Annotated in this window: 20 protein-coding genes; 3 read left to right on the top strand and 17 right to left on the bottom strand. The window is 40.4% G+C overall.

The annotated features are described in order from the left end of the window. The 10 genes from lepB (OCV65_RS12810) to ylxM all read right to left on the bottom strand — a co-directional run. Positions 1-358 (bottom strand): signal peptidase I (gene lepB, locus OCV65_RS12810; RefSeq protein WP_262582379.1); only part of this gene is annotated, 358 nt, incomplete at its 3' end. Between the two features lie 27 nt (positions 359-385). Beyond that, the gene (gene ylqF / locus OCV65_RS12805) at positions 386-1,243 is read right to left on the bottom strand and encodes a ribosome biogenesis GTPase YlqF (RefSeq protein ID WP_262582378.1); all 858 of its coding nucleotides are present in this window, start codon (positions 1,241-1,243) and stop codon (positions 386-388) included. Positions 1,244-1,271: 28 nt separating this feature from the next. Then, positions 1,272-1,985, bottom strand: coding sequence for a signal peptidase I (gene lepB, locus OCV65_RS12800; RefSeq protein WP_262582377.1), 714 nt, complete (start codon positions 1,983-1,985; stop codon positions 1,272-1,274). A 65-nt stretch (positions 1,986-2,050) separates the two neighbouring features. Next, entirely contained in the window at positions 2,051-2,398 is a 348-nt protein-coding gene (rplS, locus tag OCV65_RS12795) for a 50S ribosomal protein L19 (RefSeq protein WP_118383526.1), read from the bottom strand. A 91-nt stretch (positions 2,399-2,489) separates the two neighbouring features. After that, positions 2,490-3,257, bottom strand: coding sequence for a tRNA (guanosine(37)-N1)-methyltransferase TrmD (gene trmD / locus OCV65_RS12790; RefSeq protein WP_262582375.1), 768 nt, complete (start codon positions 3,255-3,257; stop codon positions 2,490-2,492). Next, complete coding sequence (gene rimM, locus OCV65_RS12785) at positions 3,257-3,763, bottom strand: ribosome maturation factor RimM (RefSeq protein ID WP_262582374.1); 507 nt, start codon at positions 3,761-3,763, stop codon at positions 3,257-3,259. Before rimM ends, trmD begins: the two co-directional genes overlap by 1 nt. Before the next feature lie 118 nt (positions 3,764-3,881). Further along, entirely contained in the window at positions 3,882-4,112 is a 231-nt protein-coding gene (locus tag OCV65_RS12780; RefSeq protein WP_118383523.1) for a KH domain-containing protein, read from the bottom strand. Positions 4,113-4,134: 22 nt separating this feature from the next. Further along, positions 4,135-4,380, bottom strand: coding sequence for a 30S ribosomal protein S16 (gene rpsP, locus OCV65_RS12775; protein ID WP_118383522.1), 246 nt, complete (start codon positions 4,378-4,380; stop codon positions 4,135-4,137). 46 nt (positions 4,381-4,426) lie between these two features. Next, on the bottom strand, positions 4,427-5,785 hold the full coding sequence (gene ffh, locus OCV65_RS12770; protein ID WP_262582371.1) for a signal recognition particle protein: 1,359 nt from the start codon (positions 5,783-5,785) through the stop codon (positions 4,427-4,429). Between the two features lies 1 nt (position 5,786). After that, positions 5,787-6,131 carry a YlxM family DNA-binding protein gene (gene ylxM / locus OCV65_RS12765; protein WP_118383520.1) on the bottom strand — a complete coding sequence of 115 codons (345 nt, stop codon included), beginning with the start codon at positions 6,129-6,131 and terminating at the stop codon, positions 5,787-5,789. A gap of 140 nt (positions 6,132-6,271) precedes the next feature. Here ylxM and OCV65_RS12760 point away from each other — a divergent pair, with 140 nt between their 5' ends. The 3 genes from OCV65_RS12760 (at position 6,272) to OCV65_RS12750 (ending at position 7,335) form a co-directional block, all read left to right on the top strand. Beyond that, on the top strand, positions 6,272-6,538 hold the full coding sequence (locus tag OCV65_RS12760; protein ID WP_262582370.1) for a chorion class high-cysteine HCB protein 13: 267 nt from the start codon (positions 6,272-6,274) through the stop codon (positions 6,536-6,538). A 102-nt stretch (positions 6,539-6,640) separates the two neighbouring features. Next, a complete protein-coding gene (locus tag OCV65_RS12755) occupies positions 6,641-7,057 on the top strand; it encodes a hypothetical protein (protein WP_262582369.1) in 417 nt (138 codons plus the stop codon). Then, the gene (locus OCV65_RS12750; RefSeq protein WP_262582367.1) at positions 7,054-7,335 is read left to right on the top strand and encodes a hypothetical protein; all 282 of its coding nucleotides are present in this window, start codon (positions 7,054-7,056) and stop codon (positions 7,333-7,335) included. The genes OCV65_RS12755 and OCV65_RS12750 overlap by 4 nt, the downstream gene beginning before the upstream one ends. A gap of 59 nt (positions 7,336-7,394) precedes the next feature. Here OCV65_RS12750 and OCV65_RS12745 read toward each other — a convergent pair whose 3' ends face one another. The 7 genes from OCV65_RS12745 to OCV65_RS12715 all read right to left on the bottom strand — a co-directional run bounded on the left by OCV65_RS12745 (position 7,395) and on the right by OCV65_RS12715 (position 13,658). Beyond that, positions 7,395-8,087 (bottom strand): L-ribulose-5-phosphate 4-epimerase, encoded by a 693-nt coding sequence (locus OCV65_RS12745; protein WP_262582366.1) that lies wholly within the window; start codon positions 8,085-8,087, stop codon positions 7,395-7,397. A gap of 3 nt (positions 8,088-8,090) precedes the next feature. Further along, positions 8,091-8,747, bottom strand: coding sequence for a class II aldolase/adducin family protein (locus OCV65_RS12740; RefSeq protein WP_262582364.1), 657 nt, complete (start codon positions 8,745-8,747; stop codon positions 8,091-8,093). A 13-nt stretch (positions 8,748-8,760) separates the two neighbouring features. Next, positions 8,761-9,273 carry a hypothetical protein gene (locus tag OCV65_RS12735; RefSeq protein ID WP_262582363.1) on the bottom strand — a complete coding sequence of 171 codons (513 nt, stop codon included), beginning with the start codon at positions 9,271-9,273 and terminating at the stop codon, positions 8,761-8,763. An 80-nt stretch (positions 9,274-9,353) separates the two neighbouring features. Beyond that, the gene (locus OCV65_RS12730; protein WP_262582362.1) at positions 9,354-10,718 is read right to left on the bottom strand and encodes a PTS galactitol transporter subunit IIC; all 1,365 of its coding nucleotides are present in this window, start codon (positions 10,716-10,718) and stop codon (positions 9,354-9,356) included. A 63-nt stretch (positions 10,719-10,781) separates the two neighbouring features. After that, positions 10,782-11,066: a PTS sugar transporter subunit IIB gene (locus tag OCV65_RS12725; protein WP_118383512.1), complete on the bottom strand. Its 285-nt coding sequence runs from the start codon at positions 11,064-11,066 to the stop codon at positions 10,782-10,784. Between the two features lie 51 nt (positions 11,067-11,117). Further along, positions 11,118-11,594 carry a PTS sugar transporter subunit IIA gene (locus OCV65_RS12720; RefSeq protein ID WP_262582360.1) on the bottom strand — a complete coding sequence of 159 codons (477 nt, stop codon included), beginning with the start codon at positions 11,592-11,594 and terminating at the stop codon, positions 11,118-11,120. Positions 11,595-11,624: 30 nt separating this feature from the next. Beyond that, a complete protein-coding gene (locus tag OCV65_RS12715; RefSeq protein WP_262582359.1) occupies positions 11,625-13,658 on the bottom strand; it encodes a BglG family transcription antiterminator in 2,034 nt (677 codons plus the stop codon). Between the last annotated feature and the right edge of the window lie 185 nt (positions 13,659-13,843).

The raw sequence follows: 13,843 nt of genomic DNA, 5'->3' as shown, positions 1-13,843 counted from the left end.
AGATATCACTTTCCAGCTTCTCTCCATTGATATAGACATAGCCGTCTTTTACCTGCACCGTCTCTCCCGGCAGGCCGATAATACGCTTAATATAGTAAACATTTTCCTCATACTGATATGGAAATACGATAATGTCATAGCGCTTTGGATCACGGAACCGGTAGGAAATCTTATCCACGATCAGCTGGTCACCATCCTGCAGCGTTGTCTCCATAGAATGACCACTTACGCTGGTTCTCTGTCCCACAAATGTGATGATCAGCCATGTCAGGCCGACAATGATTGCAATGTAGACAAGCCAGCCAAATAACTCGTAAGCCACTGAATGTGATTTCTTTTCTTTTTTAGTTTTCCCCATAATGCATATCCCCTTTCAAATTACCGACTACGCCAGATCCTGTACCTCCGGATATTCCAGCGTCAGTCTGCCAAGCTTGCCACTTCTGAAATCCTCCAATAACAGATTCGAAGCTTTCACATAGTCAAGCTCATTGCCACGCACCAGACAATGTTTCTGTTCTGCGATTTCTTTCAGACATGCATAGGAATCCTGATCTTCATTGATCCCATATTTATCGGCCAATACACCCGAATAATTTTTTGTCATAAATTTGATCAGTTCAGAAGCCAGTTCCTCAATATTCAGAATCTCATCCTTAATAGAACCGATCAACGCCAGTCGAAGCCCTACGGTCTGATCTTCGAATTTCGGCCAGAGGATACCTGGGGTATCCAGAAGTTCCACACTCTTGTTCAGACGAATCCACTGCTTTCCTTTTGTAACTCCCGGCTTATTGCCTGTCTTAGCTGCAGCCTTTCCTGCCAGAGAATTGATAAATGTGGACTTGCCCACATTCGGGATTCCTACTACCATCGCTCTTACCGGACGGTTCAGAATGCCCTTTCTTCGGTCGCGTTCGATCTTCTCTTTGCAGGCTTCCTGGATCACAGCCTGAATCGACTTTAATCCACCACCCTTTTTAGAATTTACTTTCACGCAGGAATAGCCCTTACTTTCAAAATACGCTTTCCATTCATTATTCCAACGATCTTCTGCAAGATCCGCCTTATTAAGCAGAATCAGTCTCGCTTTGCCCTTCCCCAGCTCATCAATGTCTGGATTGCGGCTGGAAAGGGGTACTCTGGCATCTACCAGCTCGATCACCAGATCAATCAGTTTTATATTTTCCTGCATCATTCGTTTTGCCTTGGTCATATGACCCGGATACCATTGAAAATGCATAATCTCCTCCATTTTCCTAATCTATGTCTTATTTCTTTATAAATCCCATATGGTCAAATGGTGACAGCAAAAACCACGCCTTCCCATATATATAGGAGCGTTTCACATTGCCTACATCTGCCATACGGCTGTCTTCACTTTTATCTCGATCATCTCCAAGCACGAAATACTCATCTCCTCCCAGAGAAATCTTCTCCGATACGATTCCCACATCATTAATCTCTGTTGCAGTATAATCTTCTTTCAGCTTTTCTCCATTAATATATACAGAACCTTCGATAATTTCCACCGTTTCTCCCGGAAGTCCGATGATTCGTTTTATGTAATAGTGAGAATTCTCATTTCCCTTTGGTTTAAATACGATAATATCACCACGCTTTGGTGAAGTCACATTATATGCGAAGCGATTCACCAGCACAACGTCTCCATTGCTAAGCTTCGGACTCATAGAATCACCTACAGTACTGACTCTCTGTCCGAAATACCACACAAACACAAATGCAAACAGTAACACAACTGCAATCTGTAAAATCCAGCTTAACACTGCATGCAGTCTTCTGGAACTGAAAAATCCGCGGATATTCAGATCCCTGATGGACCACTTCTTTTTCTTACGCGGTCTGTTCTTTGGTCTTTTTACCGGAATCGTCTTGCGTTCCGGTTCCTTCTTCTGAAACGGCAGGCTGATCTGCCGTCTTTTTCTGTCTCTTATACTATTCGATCTTCTATTACGTCTCGGCATATCTGTATTCCTCGTATACAAAAGCAGGGACAAGTACGTATGTATTTGCCCCTTCTCATGTGTAACTATTTTACTAATTCTTTAACCTTTGCAGCCTTACCGATACGTCCTCTCAGGTAGTTCAGTTTCGCTCTTCTTACTTTACCTCTGCGTACAACTTCAACCTTCTCAACGTTTGGTGAATGCAATGGCCATGTCTTCTCAACGCCAACACCGTTAGAATTCTTTCTTACAGTGAATGTAGCTCTTGAGCTTCCACCCTGTTTCTTAAGAACAGTACCCTCGAAAACCTGAATTCTTTCGCGGTTACCCTCTTTGATCTTACCGTAAACTTTTACAGTATCGCCAACATTAAACTGTGGCACGTTCTCTTTGAGCTGTTCTGCTTCAATACTCTTAATAATATCGTTCATTGTGCGACCTCCTTATTATTCGGATGTTCTTAATACGTCCTATTACAGTATCAGAGGACCATCTCTTCTTCTCACAACGTATTATATACTATCATACCATCACAGACTTTGCAAGCTTTTTTTCTTCTTCTGTGAGATTTGCTTTTTCCAGAAGATCCGGACGATTCTTGGCGGTACGGATCACTGACTGCTCTCTTCGCCATTTCTCAATATTCGCATGATGTCCGGACAACAATACCGGCGGCACCTGCTTCTCATGCCAGATCTCCGGTCGGGAATACTGCGGGTATTCTAACAGATTATCCTGAAAACTCTCGAATTCAGCAGACACATCATTATGAAGCACACCCGGCACCATTCTGGACACAGCATCTACCATGACCATCGCCGGAAGCTCACCGCCTGTCAACACATAATCGCCAATCGATACATAATCTGTAACGATTTCATCTAACACACGCTCGTCAATCCCTTCATAATGTCCACACAAAAAGATCAGTTCCTCTTCCTGCGCAAGCTCTTCCGCCATTCCCTGTGTAAATGTCTTACCCTGTGGTGACATGTACAGCACTCTGGGCTTCCTTTTTTCAGCACATAACTCACTGCTTGCATCGCTTTGTGTATGGATCTTGTCTACAATTGCCTGATAGCACTGATAGACAGGCTCTGCCTGCATCAGCATCCCGGCACCGCCACCATAAGGGTAGTCATCTACACTGTTATGCTTATTAAATGCATAATCACGGATATTCACCGCTTCAATAGATAAGATTCCTTTGCTGATCGCCCGTCCTGTAATACTGGTATTCAGTCCTCCCATCACCATTTCCGGAAACAGTGTCATAATATGAATATTCATTACACCAGGCCCTCCATCAGGTGAATCGTCATGCGTTCCTCATCCATATCTACATCAAGGATACACTCTCTGATCGCAGGAATCAGTACTTCGCCATGTTCCAGGGAATCAATGATATAGACATCATTAGCTCCTGTCTCCATAACATCTTTCAGCGTACCGAATTCACTGCCATCTTCTGTGCATACCTTCATGCCTATCATATCTGCAATAAAGTACTCGTCCTCTTCAAGATCCACCGCATCCTCACGGTCGATCATCAGGCTCTTTCCTCTATATTTTTCAATGTCATTAATATTGTCAATCCCCTTAAATTTCAGGATTGCAAACTGCTTAAAAAACTTCACATTCTGGATTTCTAATAGAAGCATCTCTCTCCCGGTATCCAGATACACTTTTTTTAACTGTCTGAAACGTGTTACATCATCTGTCGTTGGAAATACTTTTACTTCTCCGCGCACCCCATGTGTTGACGAAATCACGCCTACCTGCAACTGTTTTTCCATCTTACTCTCCTTACTCACTAAATGAGCAGACTGACACCTGCTCAATATAATCGTGTAAGCACGATTTCTGCATAGCGGCTTATTACACAAAAAGTCCCCAATCAGGGGACTTTCTATATTAATCAGCGATATCTACAATCACTTTACGATCTTCCTTGGCTGCAGCTGCTTTTACAACTGAACGGATTGCCTTGGCAATTCTTCCCTGCTTACCAATGACTTTGCCCATGTCAGACTCTGCCACATGAACCTCGACAACGGTAGCTTTCTCTTCCTGCTTCTCAGTTACAACTACTTCATCCGGATTATCGACCAATGCTTTTGTAATGACTTCAACCAATTCTTTCACGAATGAACACCTCCGCCAATACTTATTTTTCGATACCGGCTGCCTTGAAAAGCTTTCCAACTACTTCTGTTGGCTGTGCTCCATTGTTAAGCCACTTCTTAGCTGCTTCCTCATTGATAGAGAAACCACTTGGTTCAAGGTTCGGATCATATGTTCCGATCTCCTCGATAAATCTTCCATCTCTTGGGGATCTGGAATCTGCTACAACGATTCTATAGAAAGGAGCCTTCTTCTGTCCCATTCTTCTTAATCTGATCTTTACTGCCATTTCATTCACCTCCGTATAAATTTAAAATTATTTTCATTAATATATGTTAAAAAGGTAATCTGAATTTTCCCTTTTTACCACCTCTGCCCATTTTGTTCATGGATTTCATCATCTTTTTCATCTCATTGAACTGCTTGACCATACGGTTCACCTGACTGATATCCACACCTGCACCTTTGGCAATCCTGTGCTTTCTGGAAGGGTTCATCAAATCCGGATTCTCGCGTTCTTCCGGCGTCATAGAATAGATCATTGCTTCCATTCGTGCCATCTGCTTCTCTGCTTCGCTTGTCTGCTCATCTGAGATCTTTAATCCCTTGCCGCCAAGTGCTCCCATTCCCGGAAGCATTCCGAGAATACCTGACATACCACCCATCTTCTTCATCTGCTGGGTACTTGCAAGAAAATCATTGTAATCAAACTGATTCTTCTTCATCTTCTGAGTCAGCTGTTTTGCCTGATCTTCATCAATCTCAGCTTCTGCCTTCTCAATCAGAGACAACACATCTCCCATACCCAGTATTCTGGATGCCATACGGCTTGGATAAAACTGTTCCAGATCCGACAGCTTCTCACCCATACCTACATAAAGGATTGGTTTGCCGGTTACTGCCTTAACTGATAACGCTGCACCACCACGAGTATCACCGTCCAGCTTGGTAACGATCACACCGTCAATGCCTACCTTCTGATCAAATTCAGCCGCCACATTAACAGCATCCTGACCCGTCATCGCATCGATTACGAGAATCGTCTGATGTACCTCAACGGTCTCTTTAATCTCCTGCAGTTCCTGCATCATGTCCTCATCAACATGAAGACGTCCGGCTGTATCCAGAATCACGATATTATTATCGTTCTTCTTCGCATGTTCCAGAGCTGCCTTAGCAATATTCGCCGGCTTGTGATTCTCACCCATGGAGAACACTTCTACTCCCTGTTTCTCACCGTTGATCTGCAACTGTTTGATCGCTGCAGGGCGATATACATCACATGCTACCAGAAGCGGCTTCTTACCTTTCAGCTTAAACTTGCCTGCAAGCTTAGCTGTGGTTGTTGTCTTACCAGCTCCCTGAAGACCTGCCATCATAATTACGGTAATCGCCTTGCCCGGCTGAAGCTGAATCTCTGTAGTCGTAGATCCCATAAGCTTCACAAGCTCTTCATTAACGATCTTGATAACCATTTGTCCAGGGTTCAGTCCATTCATAACATCTTGACCGACTGCTCGTTCCTGAACATTTTTAATAAAATCCTTAACTACTTTAAAGTTAACGTCCGCAGCGAGAAGTGCCCGTTTGATCTCCTTCATCGCTTCCTTTACGTCTGCCTCTGTCAGGCGTCCCTTACTTCTAAGGTTCTTAAATACATTCTGAAGTTTTTCTGTCAAACTGTCAAAAGCCATACTATAACTCCTCTAAGATCTCATCTGATATCTTACGTATCTCGGACTTTAACACCGATATATCTTCCGCTGGTTCCTGATCCAGAATCTCCCGTATCTTATGGATCTGTTCTTTCACTGTGAGAAATCTTGAAACGAGATGAAGCTTCTCTTCATACTCCTGCAATGTGCGGTCACAGCGCTTCACCAGATCATGTACTCCCTGTCTGCTGATCCCTGCATCTCTCGCAATCTCTCCAAGCGATAAATCTTCCAATATAAACTGCTCGTAGATCTCTTTCTGGTGATCTGTAAGTAATTCACCGTAAAAATCATAGAGCAAAGCCTGTTTTAATAATTCATCCATCGTTTCTCACCTGTGTTATCATACACTACCCGCGAATGGGTGTCAAGTATTTTTTCTTTACACCTTAAAATTCTTTCACACATTTTCTTCTCTCACATATGATGTACTGTAAAATCAAATATCCCATGGAGGTCTATTCAATGAGCGATTTATCTAACTGTGGTTGCGGATGTGACAATAATGTTAACGGATGTGGTTGCGGACGCGGTGACTGCGGATGTGGATGTGGTTTCGGAAATAGCAGTTGTCTCTGGATTATTCTTCTGCTCATCTGCTGTGGCGGATGCGGCAACGGCTTCGGACACGGTGGCGACTGTGGTTGCGGATGCGGTAATGACAACTGTCTCTGGATTATTCTTCTGCTTATCTGCTGTGGTGGATGCGGCAATGGTTTTGGCTGCTGCTAAATTTCCATCCATTCTGTCGGTCTATACATCTGACCTTATGCGGGGATATCTTCTCTTATCCCCGCATATACATAGTAAGACTTTATCTTCAGGCAGTGTGCTATGGAAAAACGACCGATCTTTCCGATGACTCAACTGGATACACTCGTAACCACGCAGGAACTTCAGCTCATGAAACTGATGCTGCCTTATATTCCTGCAAATATGCGTGGTATACTTGCTGTGTATATCAAATTTACTGAATTCATAAATACTATTCATCTATTCCATAGTACAGGCAATGGTTCCCCAGACGGTCCAATACATAGTAAAAGTATTCATTCACCAGAGGATATCCTACAGGATCTGAGTTCTTTCATGGATCCTGCCGAAGCTGATAATATCAGCATGATATTCAATATGATGAATATCATGAAACAAATGGACCCATCCGGCTTCGCCTCTCCGGAAAGCAACAGTGAGATGTCTCAGATGATAAATCTGTTCGATAATATAATGAAAGGAAATGATGAAAAATGATGGACTGGACAACACATCCCGGCATGAATAATCTTGATCCTCTGAAGCGTGAGATCATACGTACTGCTGCAAAGCAGGTACAAGGTAAAAGCGGTAACCAGATGGCTACTGTTATGATGGCACTGATCACCAGCGCCAGAAAACATAATATAAACTTTTCACCGGAAGAAATGTCATTGATCTTAGAAATACTGAAAGACGGAAAAAGTCCTGATGAGCAGAAACAGATTGATAATATGGTATCAATGATTATAAATGTGATAAAAGAAAACTCCTGACAGTCACACTCTGCCAGGAGCTTCCAAGTATAATTGAGAGAAAAAATAAGTTTTAAAATCTACTGCCCATAATATGCATTTGCACCATGTTTACGCATATAATGTTTTTCAATTAATTCTTGTGGTGCTTCTTTTACTCCGGGATTAATAAGCTCCGTCCGATAAGCCATCTTTGCACATTCTTCCAAAACGACAGAATTATGTACTGCCTCCGCACTACTCTTTCCCCAGGTAAACGGTCCGTGATTTTTACATAACACAGCTGGTACCGATAAAACATCTTTTTGAAATCTACGAAATTCTTCAACAATAACATTTCCTGTATTGGTTTCATAATCCTCGTCAATTTCATTTTTTGTCAAATTACGTACACACGGCACTTCACCATAAATATAATCCGCATGCGTTGTTCCATAACAAGGGATACTCTTACCCGCCTGTGCCCAGCTGGTTGCATATGGAGAATGCGTATGCACAATACCACCTATTTCCGGAAAAGCTTTATATAAAACAATATGCGTAGGCATATCTGAAGAAGGTTTATACTCTCCCTCAACCACATTTCCTTGAAGATCAATAAGTACCATTTTTTCCGGGCTTAACTCATCATACGGTACTCCGCTCGGTTTAATAGCAACCAACCCTGTTGCCGAATCTATCTCACTTGCGTTTCCCCAGGTAAATGTCACCAACTGATATTTCGGCAACATCATATTTGCCTCATATACTCTTCGCTTTAATTCTTCTAACATTTTCTATGCTTCCACGATTGGCTTTTGTCCATATCGTCTAAATACCTCAACTGCTGTTTCTACCTGTTCTGCATTCAGTTCCGGCACATCCTGGTTCATACTATATGCAATCGAATATGTTTTAGCTGCTTCTTCCAGATAAACGCAAGCACATAATGCCTGTTTCAAACTGTCTCCAACACCGATTACACCGTGATGTTTTAAGATGACCGCTAATTTATCCCCCATATTCTCAACTGCTTCAATACCCATCTGTTCACTGGCTGCTGATGAATATGGACATACTTTTACTGCGCCACGTGTTGCGTTTGCCAATGTTGTAAGGTTACATGGTAATTCATCTGTAACAAGTCCCACACCTGTTGCATATGGCTGATGGGTATGAATAACTGCATTCACTTCTGGCATATGCTTCAAAATATACAAAAGCGCTACAGTATCTACAGATGGTTTTCTTTCACCTTCAATAATATTTCCTTCTATATCCATTACCAGAACATCTTCTGGCACCATATCTTCGTAAATCATACCTGATGGAGTTACCAGGATTTCACCTGTCGGCATACGGAGAGTCACATTACCTCCTGACAATGTAACAAGTCCATAACGATCTAATTTTTTTCCTGCTTCAATAATACTGATTTTTTCTTGTTCAAACATTGTATTGCACTCCTTATTTTCTACGCGCGCGACCTCTTTTTATTGATTTTGTTTCTTCACTGCCACGCACTGCTCTGGCTTTCAATCCTTCTGGATCAATTTCAACTTCTTTATGAAACAGATACTGAAATAATTCATTTCCATCATTAAAATAATAACAATTCACCCAATATCGACCTCTAAAAATACCTGCTTCATTTATACGTACAAACATTTTGGTTCCGGAAGCCAATGGCTTACATTTAAAACGTTTCACTTCGTTCCAGTCATAATGATGTGATTTATGATAAGCTGAAAATGTAATTCCCTGATCGCTCACTTCAACTTTTGACGGATTGGCTATCGATACGAAAGTTTCCCACACAAAATATCCGGCAACAACAGCTGCTACTACCCATAAAGCCGGAACATTTGTTGTAAAAATACTAAACAATGAATACACTAAAATAAAAGCACAAAATATAGCCGTAATAGTTATCTTAGTCCTGTAAACTTTTGTATCATATTCATAAATCTTTGCGTTCATTGTGCTTCCTCCTCAGTCAGTTCCCTTTTTTTAATTACAGGCACCATGCAATGATGATGCCTGTAATTGGAGAAACTATCTTAATTTGCAGCTGCGTGCATTTCTGCAGCCTCTTTCAAGATTTTCTTTCTGTTAACCAGTGCCATTGCAACTGCAATTACACCAACTACTGCAATTCCGATAATCGGATTTAAACCATTTAATCTGGTAATTGCCCATGTTAATGGGTTTGCTCCATCACAGATACTTGAAATAGCTGTTGCAGAACCCATATCGAATCCAGCTGCTTTTGCTGCCGGAGTAATCCACTGCGACAGGTCCGTAGCAATATACAGACCAGCTGCCAATGTGATAATACCAATAATAAGTGCACGGAATCCATTTCCGTTAACCACTGGTGTGATCAATACAAACATCCAAGGAATAACCGCAAGGTCTGCAAATGGCATTACCTGGTTTCCTGGAAGTAATACTGCAAGGAATACAGTGATCGGTACAAGTACTAATGATACAGACAGAGTCATTGGATGACCAACACCTACTGCTGAATCAAGACCGATGTAAATTTTACCACGATTAGAGAACTTCTTTTCAATAAACTCTGATGCAGCGTCAGATACAGGAATCAATCCTTCCATCAGGAGTGCTGCCATCTTAGGAATCAGAACCAATACAGCTCCAAGGTTAATACCTAATGCAAGAATTGCCGGGAAGTCATATCCTGCAACAACACCGATGATAATACCAAGCACTGTACCTACAAGGATTGGCTCTCCAAATACACCGAACTTCTTCTGCATTTTTTCGATATCAAAGTTAATCTTATTAACACCTGGAATTTTGTCTAAAATCCAGTTAAATAACATTGCAATTGGTGCATATGCTGTTGTAAATCCATGCGGAAGTGAAACACCAGGAAGTCCTAATGTTTTTTCTACACCTGAGGCTGTCCAGTCACCCAATACCATAATAATTACCATGTTCAGGATTGCAGCAATGATACCATACATCTGATTTCCTGTAACAACTGCAACAAGTGCTCCAGTAAATGCAAAATGCCAGTAATCCCAGATATCTACATCGACAGTCTGTGTTGTGTTTGTCAAAAGCATTACAATATTTACAGCAAGACAAACAGGAATAATCACTGTACCAACTGTAGATGCAAATGCAATCTGTGCAGCTGCCGGCCAACCAACATCAATTACAGAAAGGCTCAGACCAAATCTTTCTGCCATCTGAGATACTGCCGGTGCAAGGTTGTTACCCATCAAACCAGTTACAAGGTTCAGACCGATGAATCCGATACCTACTGTCAAGCCTGCACGTAAAGACTTACCAAAACCAGCACCTAAAATGCAACCCATAATACAAATAATGATAGGCATCATTACTGTCGCGCCCATGTCACTTATGTACTGGAAAAATCCCAAAAAATAACTCATCTCTCTATTCTCCTTCCTTATCTATCAAGTTAATAGAATCCCTTTTGTTCCCTCATAAAACTTTTACTTCTGTAAAACTTCTACAATCTGATCAACGATTGGCTCAGTTCCTCTTCCAAGCAGGAATGGAGTTCCGATAATTAATGGACAATGGCATTCTCCGCCAAGTACTGTTGTAGAAATTACCAGATCGTACTGTTTAGACTTCTCAGCCACTTCTGAAGCCTTTCCCTGTGTAATCTGGAACTGTCCTTTCAGTCCTCTCTCTTCCAATGCTTTTGTGACTTTCTGATTTACTGCTGTAGATGTACAGATGCCTGAACCACATACTAACAATATTCTCTTCATAGTCATTACACCTCCTTCATTTTTTTATATGCACATTTTTCAAATGTAACATTACTCTGTAAACGATTTACCAAATTTTTCTGCCAGTTCTTCTGGCGTTGCACAAGCTTTTAAACCTCTAAGATAACCTTCTGACTGAAAGATATCCATCATTCTTCCAAGGAAATCCACCTGACTTTCTGGCTTTTCAATTGCCATCATAAACATCATTTCGCATTTCACAGGTTCTTCCGGCATACCCATATGACAGAATTTTACCGGTTCTTTTAGAATTCCAACTGCAATAGCCTGCCTATTAACATGGATAGAATCTGTATGCGGAATGGCAATACCCATTTCTTCGAAGTTAAGTCCGGTACTAAATACCTTTTCTCTCTCTTTTACCGCATCTATATAACTTTCTTTTACAATCCCTTTTTCATATAAATGTTTTGCAAGAATTTCAATTGCTTCCTGATCAGTCTTTGCTTCAATGTCCATAAGAATCAATTCTGGCGAAATATAAACATCACCTAATGCGCTCGACATATTTTCACCTCCTTCCACATTCGACAAATATTACTTAGCTGTTGTTAATCCATCAAGTGCTTCCATAATAGATGCCTTGTCAACTGCCTTATCTAATATCTGTCTTATCCTCTCATTTCCAAATATCATCATCAGATCGTAAATTGCCTGATTCACACTCTCCGCACTCTTAACACTCATTCCGATCACATATTTAACCGGATCATTCATTTCATGATGAAAATCGATTGGTTTCTTAAGTCGGATGAGTGAGGCTGCTTCATATATAACTCCCTCTTCAGCATCAGCATGAGGAAGTGCAGTTCCCGGACAGATTACGATATATGGTCCATAAGTTTCTATTTTCTGAATCATAGCCTGTATATAGCGTTCTTCTACTGCTCCATCTTTATATAGAAGCTTGCCGGCATGATTAACAGCATCTTTCCAGTCTTTTGCTTCATAATCCACCTCGATTCTGTTCTCAGACAGCCATTCGTAAAATGCTCCCTGAATATGAATCTCTTCTGGATTAATCACATCTAACTCGATACCTGCATTTGGTTCCATGATCCCTTCCATTACTTCTAATGCCATCTTTTGTATATCTAAAATATCATCTGTATTCAGCATTGCTGATCGAACCACAATACATGGTATCTCCTGCTTTTCAATAGGAATCGTCGAAATAATCATATTCGCACCACTGCGTTTGATTTCACCTGTATTATGCACCGATGAAACACTGACTATTTCTATTACCTCTTCAAGTGTCCTTAACTTTGCAAGCATAAACTGTGCTGTTCCACGTCCGGTCTCACACACAAGTGCGACCTTTATTTTACTGTGCTTCGAATTTTCAACTTTTTCTTTTTCGAGAACAGATGCAAAATACAACACAAGAAATGACATTTCATCTTCTGAAAAAGAACATCCAATATATTCTTCAAGGTTTCCAATATTTTTTCTTATGATTTCAAATATTTCCGGATATTCCTGTAGCAGCGAATCTTTCAATGGATTCGTCAATCGTTCTCTGGTTTGTAACCGATACACTGCTGATCTCATATGAGCAATCAGGAGATCATATAAGGCAAAGTCCAGATAAAAATCAATTCCGAAACAGCTGGAAATCTTATATAACGCTTCCGATATCATTAATCGAATATCTAATGCATTACCTTTATGTGTTTTGTCTTTTAAATAGCTTTTTCCTTTCAGGCATTCTGTAAAGTATAAAATTTCAACCTCTGGAATATCTAATTGATATTTGTTTCCAATCGTTTCTAATATTTCACTGCTAAATGTATATTTAGAGCTTTCTTTAAAACAAATCCATCTTTCTGCATAATGTTCTGGAATCACCTGATGATTTACAATCCGATTGATAATCAAAGTAATCTCTAAAACAGTTTCAAAAAACGAAAAATCTGACAAAAATGATTGTGCGTACTCTTCTTGTTGCACTACATGAGTACACATATCATCATAAATATTCAATTTATCCATCTGGCGAATTAGCAGATTCCAGAAAGCTCCCAGATTATAACCCGTTCCATAATGATTATTGTCACCATTAACTTCTAATAATTTTAGGATACCTTTTCGTATTTCTAACTCTGAGGCATTTACTATATATCCCCGACGTACCTGCGAAACAAGTTCCATATTATTCTCTTCAAACCAATTCTTTAATTCTGATATGTCGTGTAACAGAGTATTTCTGCTTACTCCAATAATGTCTTTCAATTGTTCGACAGTCACATATCCGGTAGTGTTCAGCAAAATCATTGCCAATATGGTGGAGCGTTCATTCTTCGACATATAATATGTATAAAATGTTCTTGAACATATGAACTCTTCATACGCTTTTACATCAATTTTCTCAGCACTATCAATGACTAAATCACCATTCCCAGTAATCACAATAAGTGGAAGACTGTATTCTTGTAATGTATTATTCAAGTCTTTAATATCTGCTCGTATTGTTCTTTCCTGCAGATTGTACTTGGTAACAAGCTCTAATATATTTTGTCTGTTTCCAAGAATCAGCTCTCTTAAAATCTTATTACTTCGTCTATTCATAAGTCCTCCTTAACTGTTGTATTTATTGTAATACGCATCTATTTAACAAAAAAGTCCAATTGATTTCCGTTAGTTTTACATGAATTTGGGTTAATTAAGGCTCAATCACAAATTTTGTGGGATTTCCGATTCCTCTCGTAGCTCTGTCGGCTCATATCGAATAGCTTCAGAAAGAAATATTCGTC

This window comes from Dorea ammoniilytica (genome assembly GCF_025567415.1).
GTDB classification, from domain to species: domain Bacteria; phylum Bacillota; class Clostridia; order Lachnospirales; family Lachnospiraceae; genus Claveliimonas; species Claveliimonas ammoniilytica.
Note: the sequence above shows the minus strand (reverse complement) of the source record. Positions and strands in the feature narration are given on the sequence as shown.

Excerpts from the sequence above, each read along its gene's own strand:
- ylqF (WP_262582378.1), bottom strand. The coding sequence starts at position 1,243 with ATGCATTTTCAATGGTATCCGGGTCATATGACCAAGGCAAAACGAATG.
- lepB (WP_262582377.1), bottom strand. The coding sequence starts at position 1,985 with ATGCCGAGACGTAATAGAAGATCGAATAGTATAAGAGACAGAAAAAGA.
- rplS (WP_118383526.1), bottom strand. The coding sequence starts at position 2,398 with ATGAACGATATTATTAAGAGTATTGAAGCAGAACAGCTCAAAGAGAAC.
- trmD (WP_262582375.1), bottom strand. The coding sequence starts at position 3,257 with ATGAATATTCATATTATGACACTGTTTCCGGAAATGGTGATGGGAGGA.
- rimM (WP_262582374.1), bottom strand. The coding sequence starts at position 3,763 with ATGGAAAAACAGTTGCAGGTAGGCGTGATTTCGTCAACACATGGGGTG.
- rpsP (WP_118383522.1), bottom strand. The coding sequence starts at position 4,380 with ATGGCAGTAAAGATCAGATTAAGAAGAATGGGACAGAAGAAGGCTCCT.
- ffh (WP_262582371.1), bottom strand. The coding sequence starts at position 5,785 with ATGGCTTTTGACAGTTTGACAGAAAAACTTCAGAATGTATTTAAGAAC.
- ylxM (WP_118383520.1), bottom strand. The coding sequence starts at position 6,131 with ATGGATGAATTATTAAAACAGGCTTTGCTCTATGATTTTTACGGTGAA.
- OCV65_RS12760 (WP_262582370.1), top strand. The coding sequence starts at position 6,272 with ATGAGCGATTTATCTAACTGTGGTTGCGGATGTGACAATAATGTTAAC.
- OCV65_RS12755 (WP_262582369.1), top strand. The coding sequence starts at position 6,641 with ATGGAAAAACGACCGATCTTTCCGATGACTCAACTGGATACACTCGTA.
- OCV65_RS12750 (WP_262582367.1), top strand. The coding sequence starts at position 7,054 with ATGATGGACTGGACAACACATCCCGGCATGAATAATCTTGATCCTCTG.
- OCV65_RS12745 (WP_262582366.1), bottom strand. The coding sequence starts at position 8,087 with ATGTTAGAAGAATTAAAGCGAAGAGTATATGAGGCAAATATGATGTTG.
- OCV65_RS12740 (WP_262582364.1), bottom strand. The coding sequence starts at position 8,747 with ATGTTTGAACAAGAAAAAATCAGTATTATTGAAGCAGGAAAAAAATTA.
- OCV65_RS12735 (WP_262582363.1), bottom strand. The coding sequence starts at position 9,273 with ATGAACGCAAAGATTTATGAATATGATACAAAAGTTTACAGGACTAAG.
- OCV65_RS12730 (WP_262582362.1), bottom strand. The coding sequence starts at position 10,718 with ATGAGTTATTTTTTGGGATTTTTCCAGTACATAAGTGACATGGGCGCG.
- OCV65_RS12725 (WP_118383512.1), bottom strand. The coding sequence starts at position 11,066 with ATGAAGAGAATATTGTTAGTATGTGGTTCAGGCATCTGTACATCTACA.
- OCV65_RS12720 (WP_262582360.1), bottom strand. The coding sequence starts at position 11,594 with ATGTCGAGCGCATTAGGTGATGTTTATATTTCGCCAGAATTGATTCTT.
- OCV65_RS12715 (WP_262582359.1), bottom strand. The coding sequence starts at position 13,658 with ATGAATAGACGAAGTAATAAGATTTTAAGAGAGCTGATTCTTGGAAAC.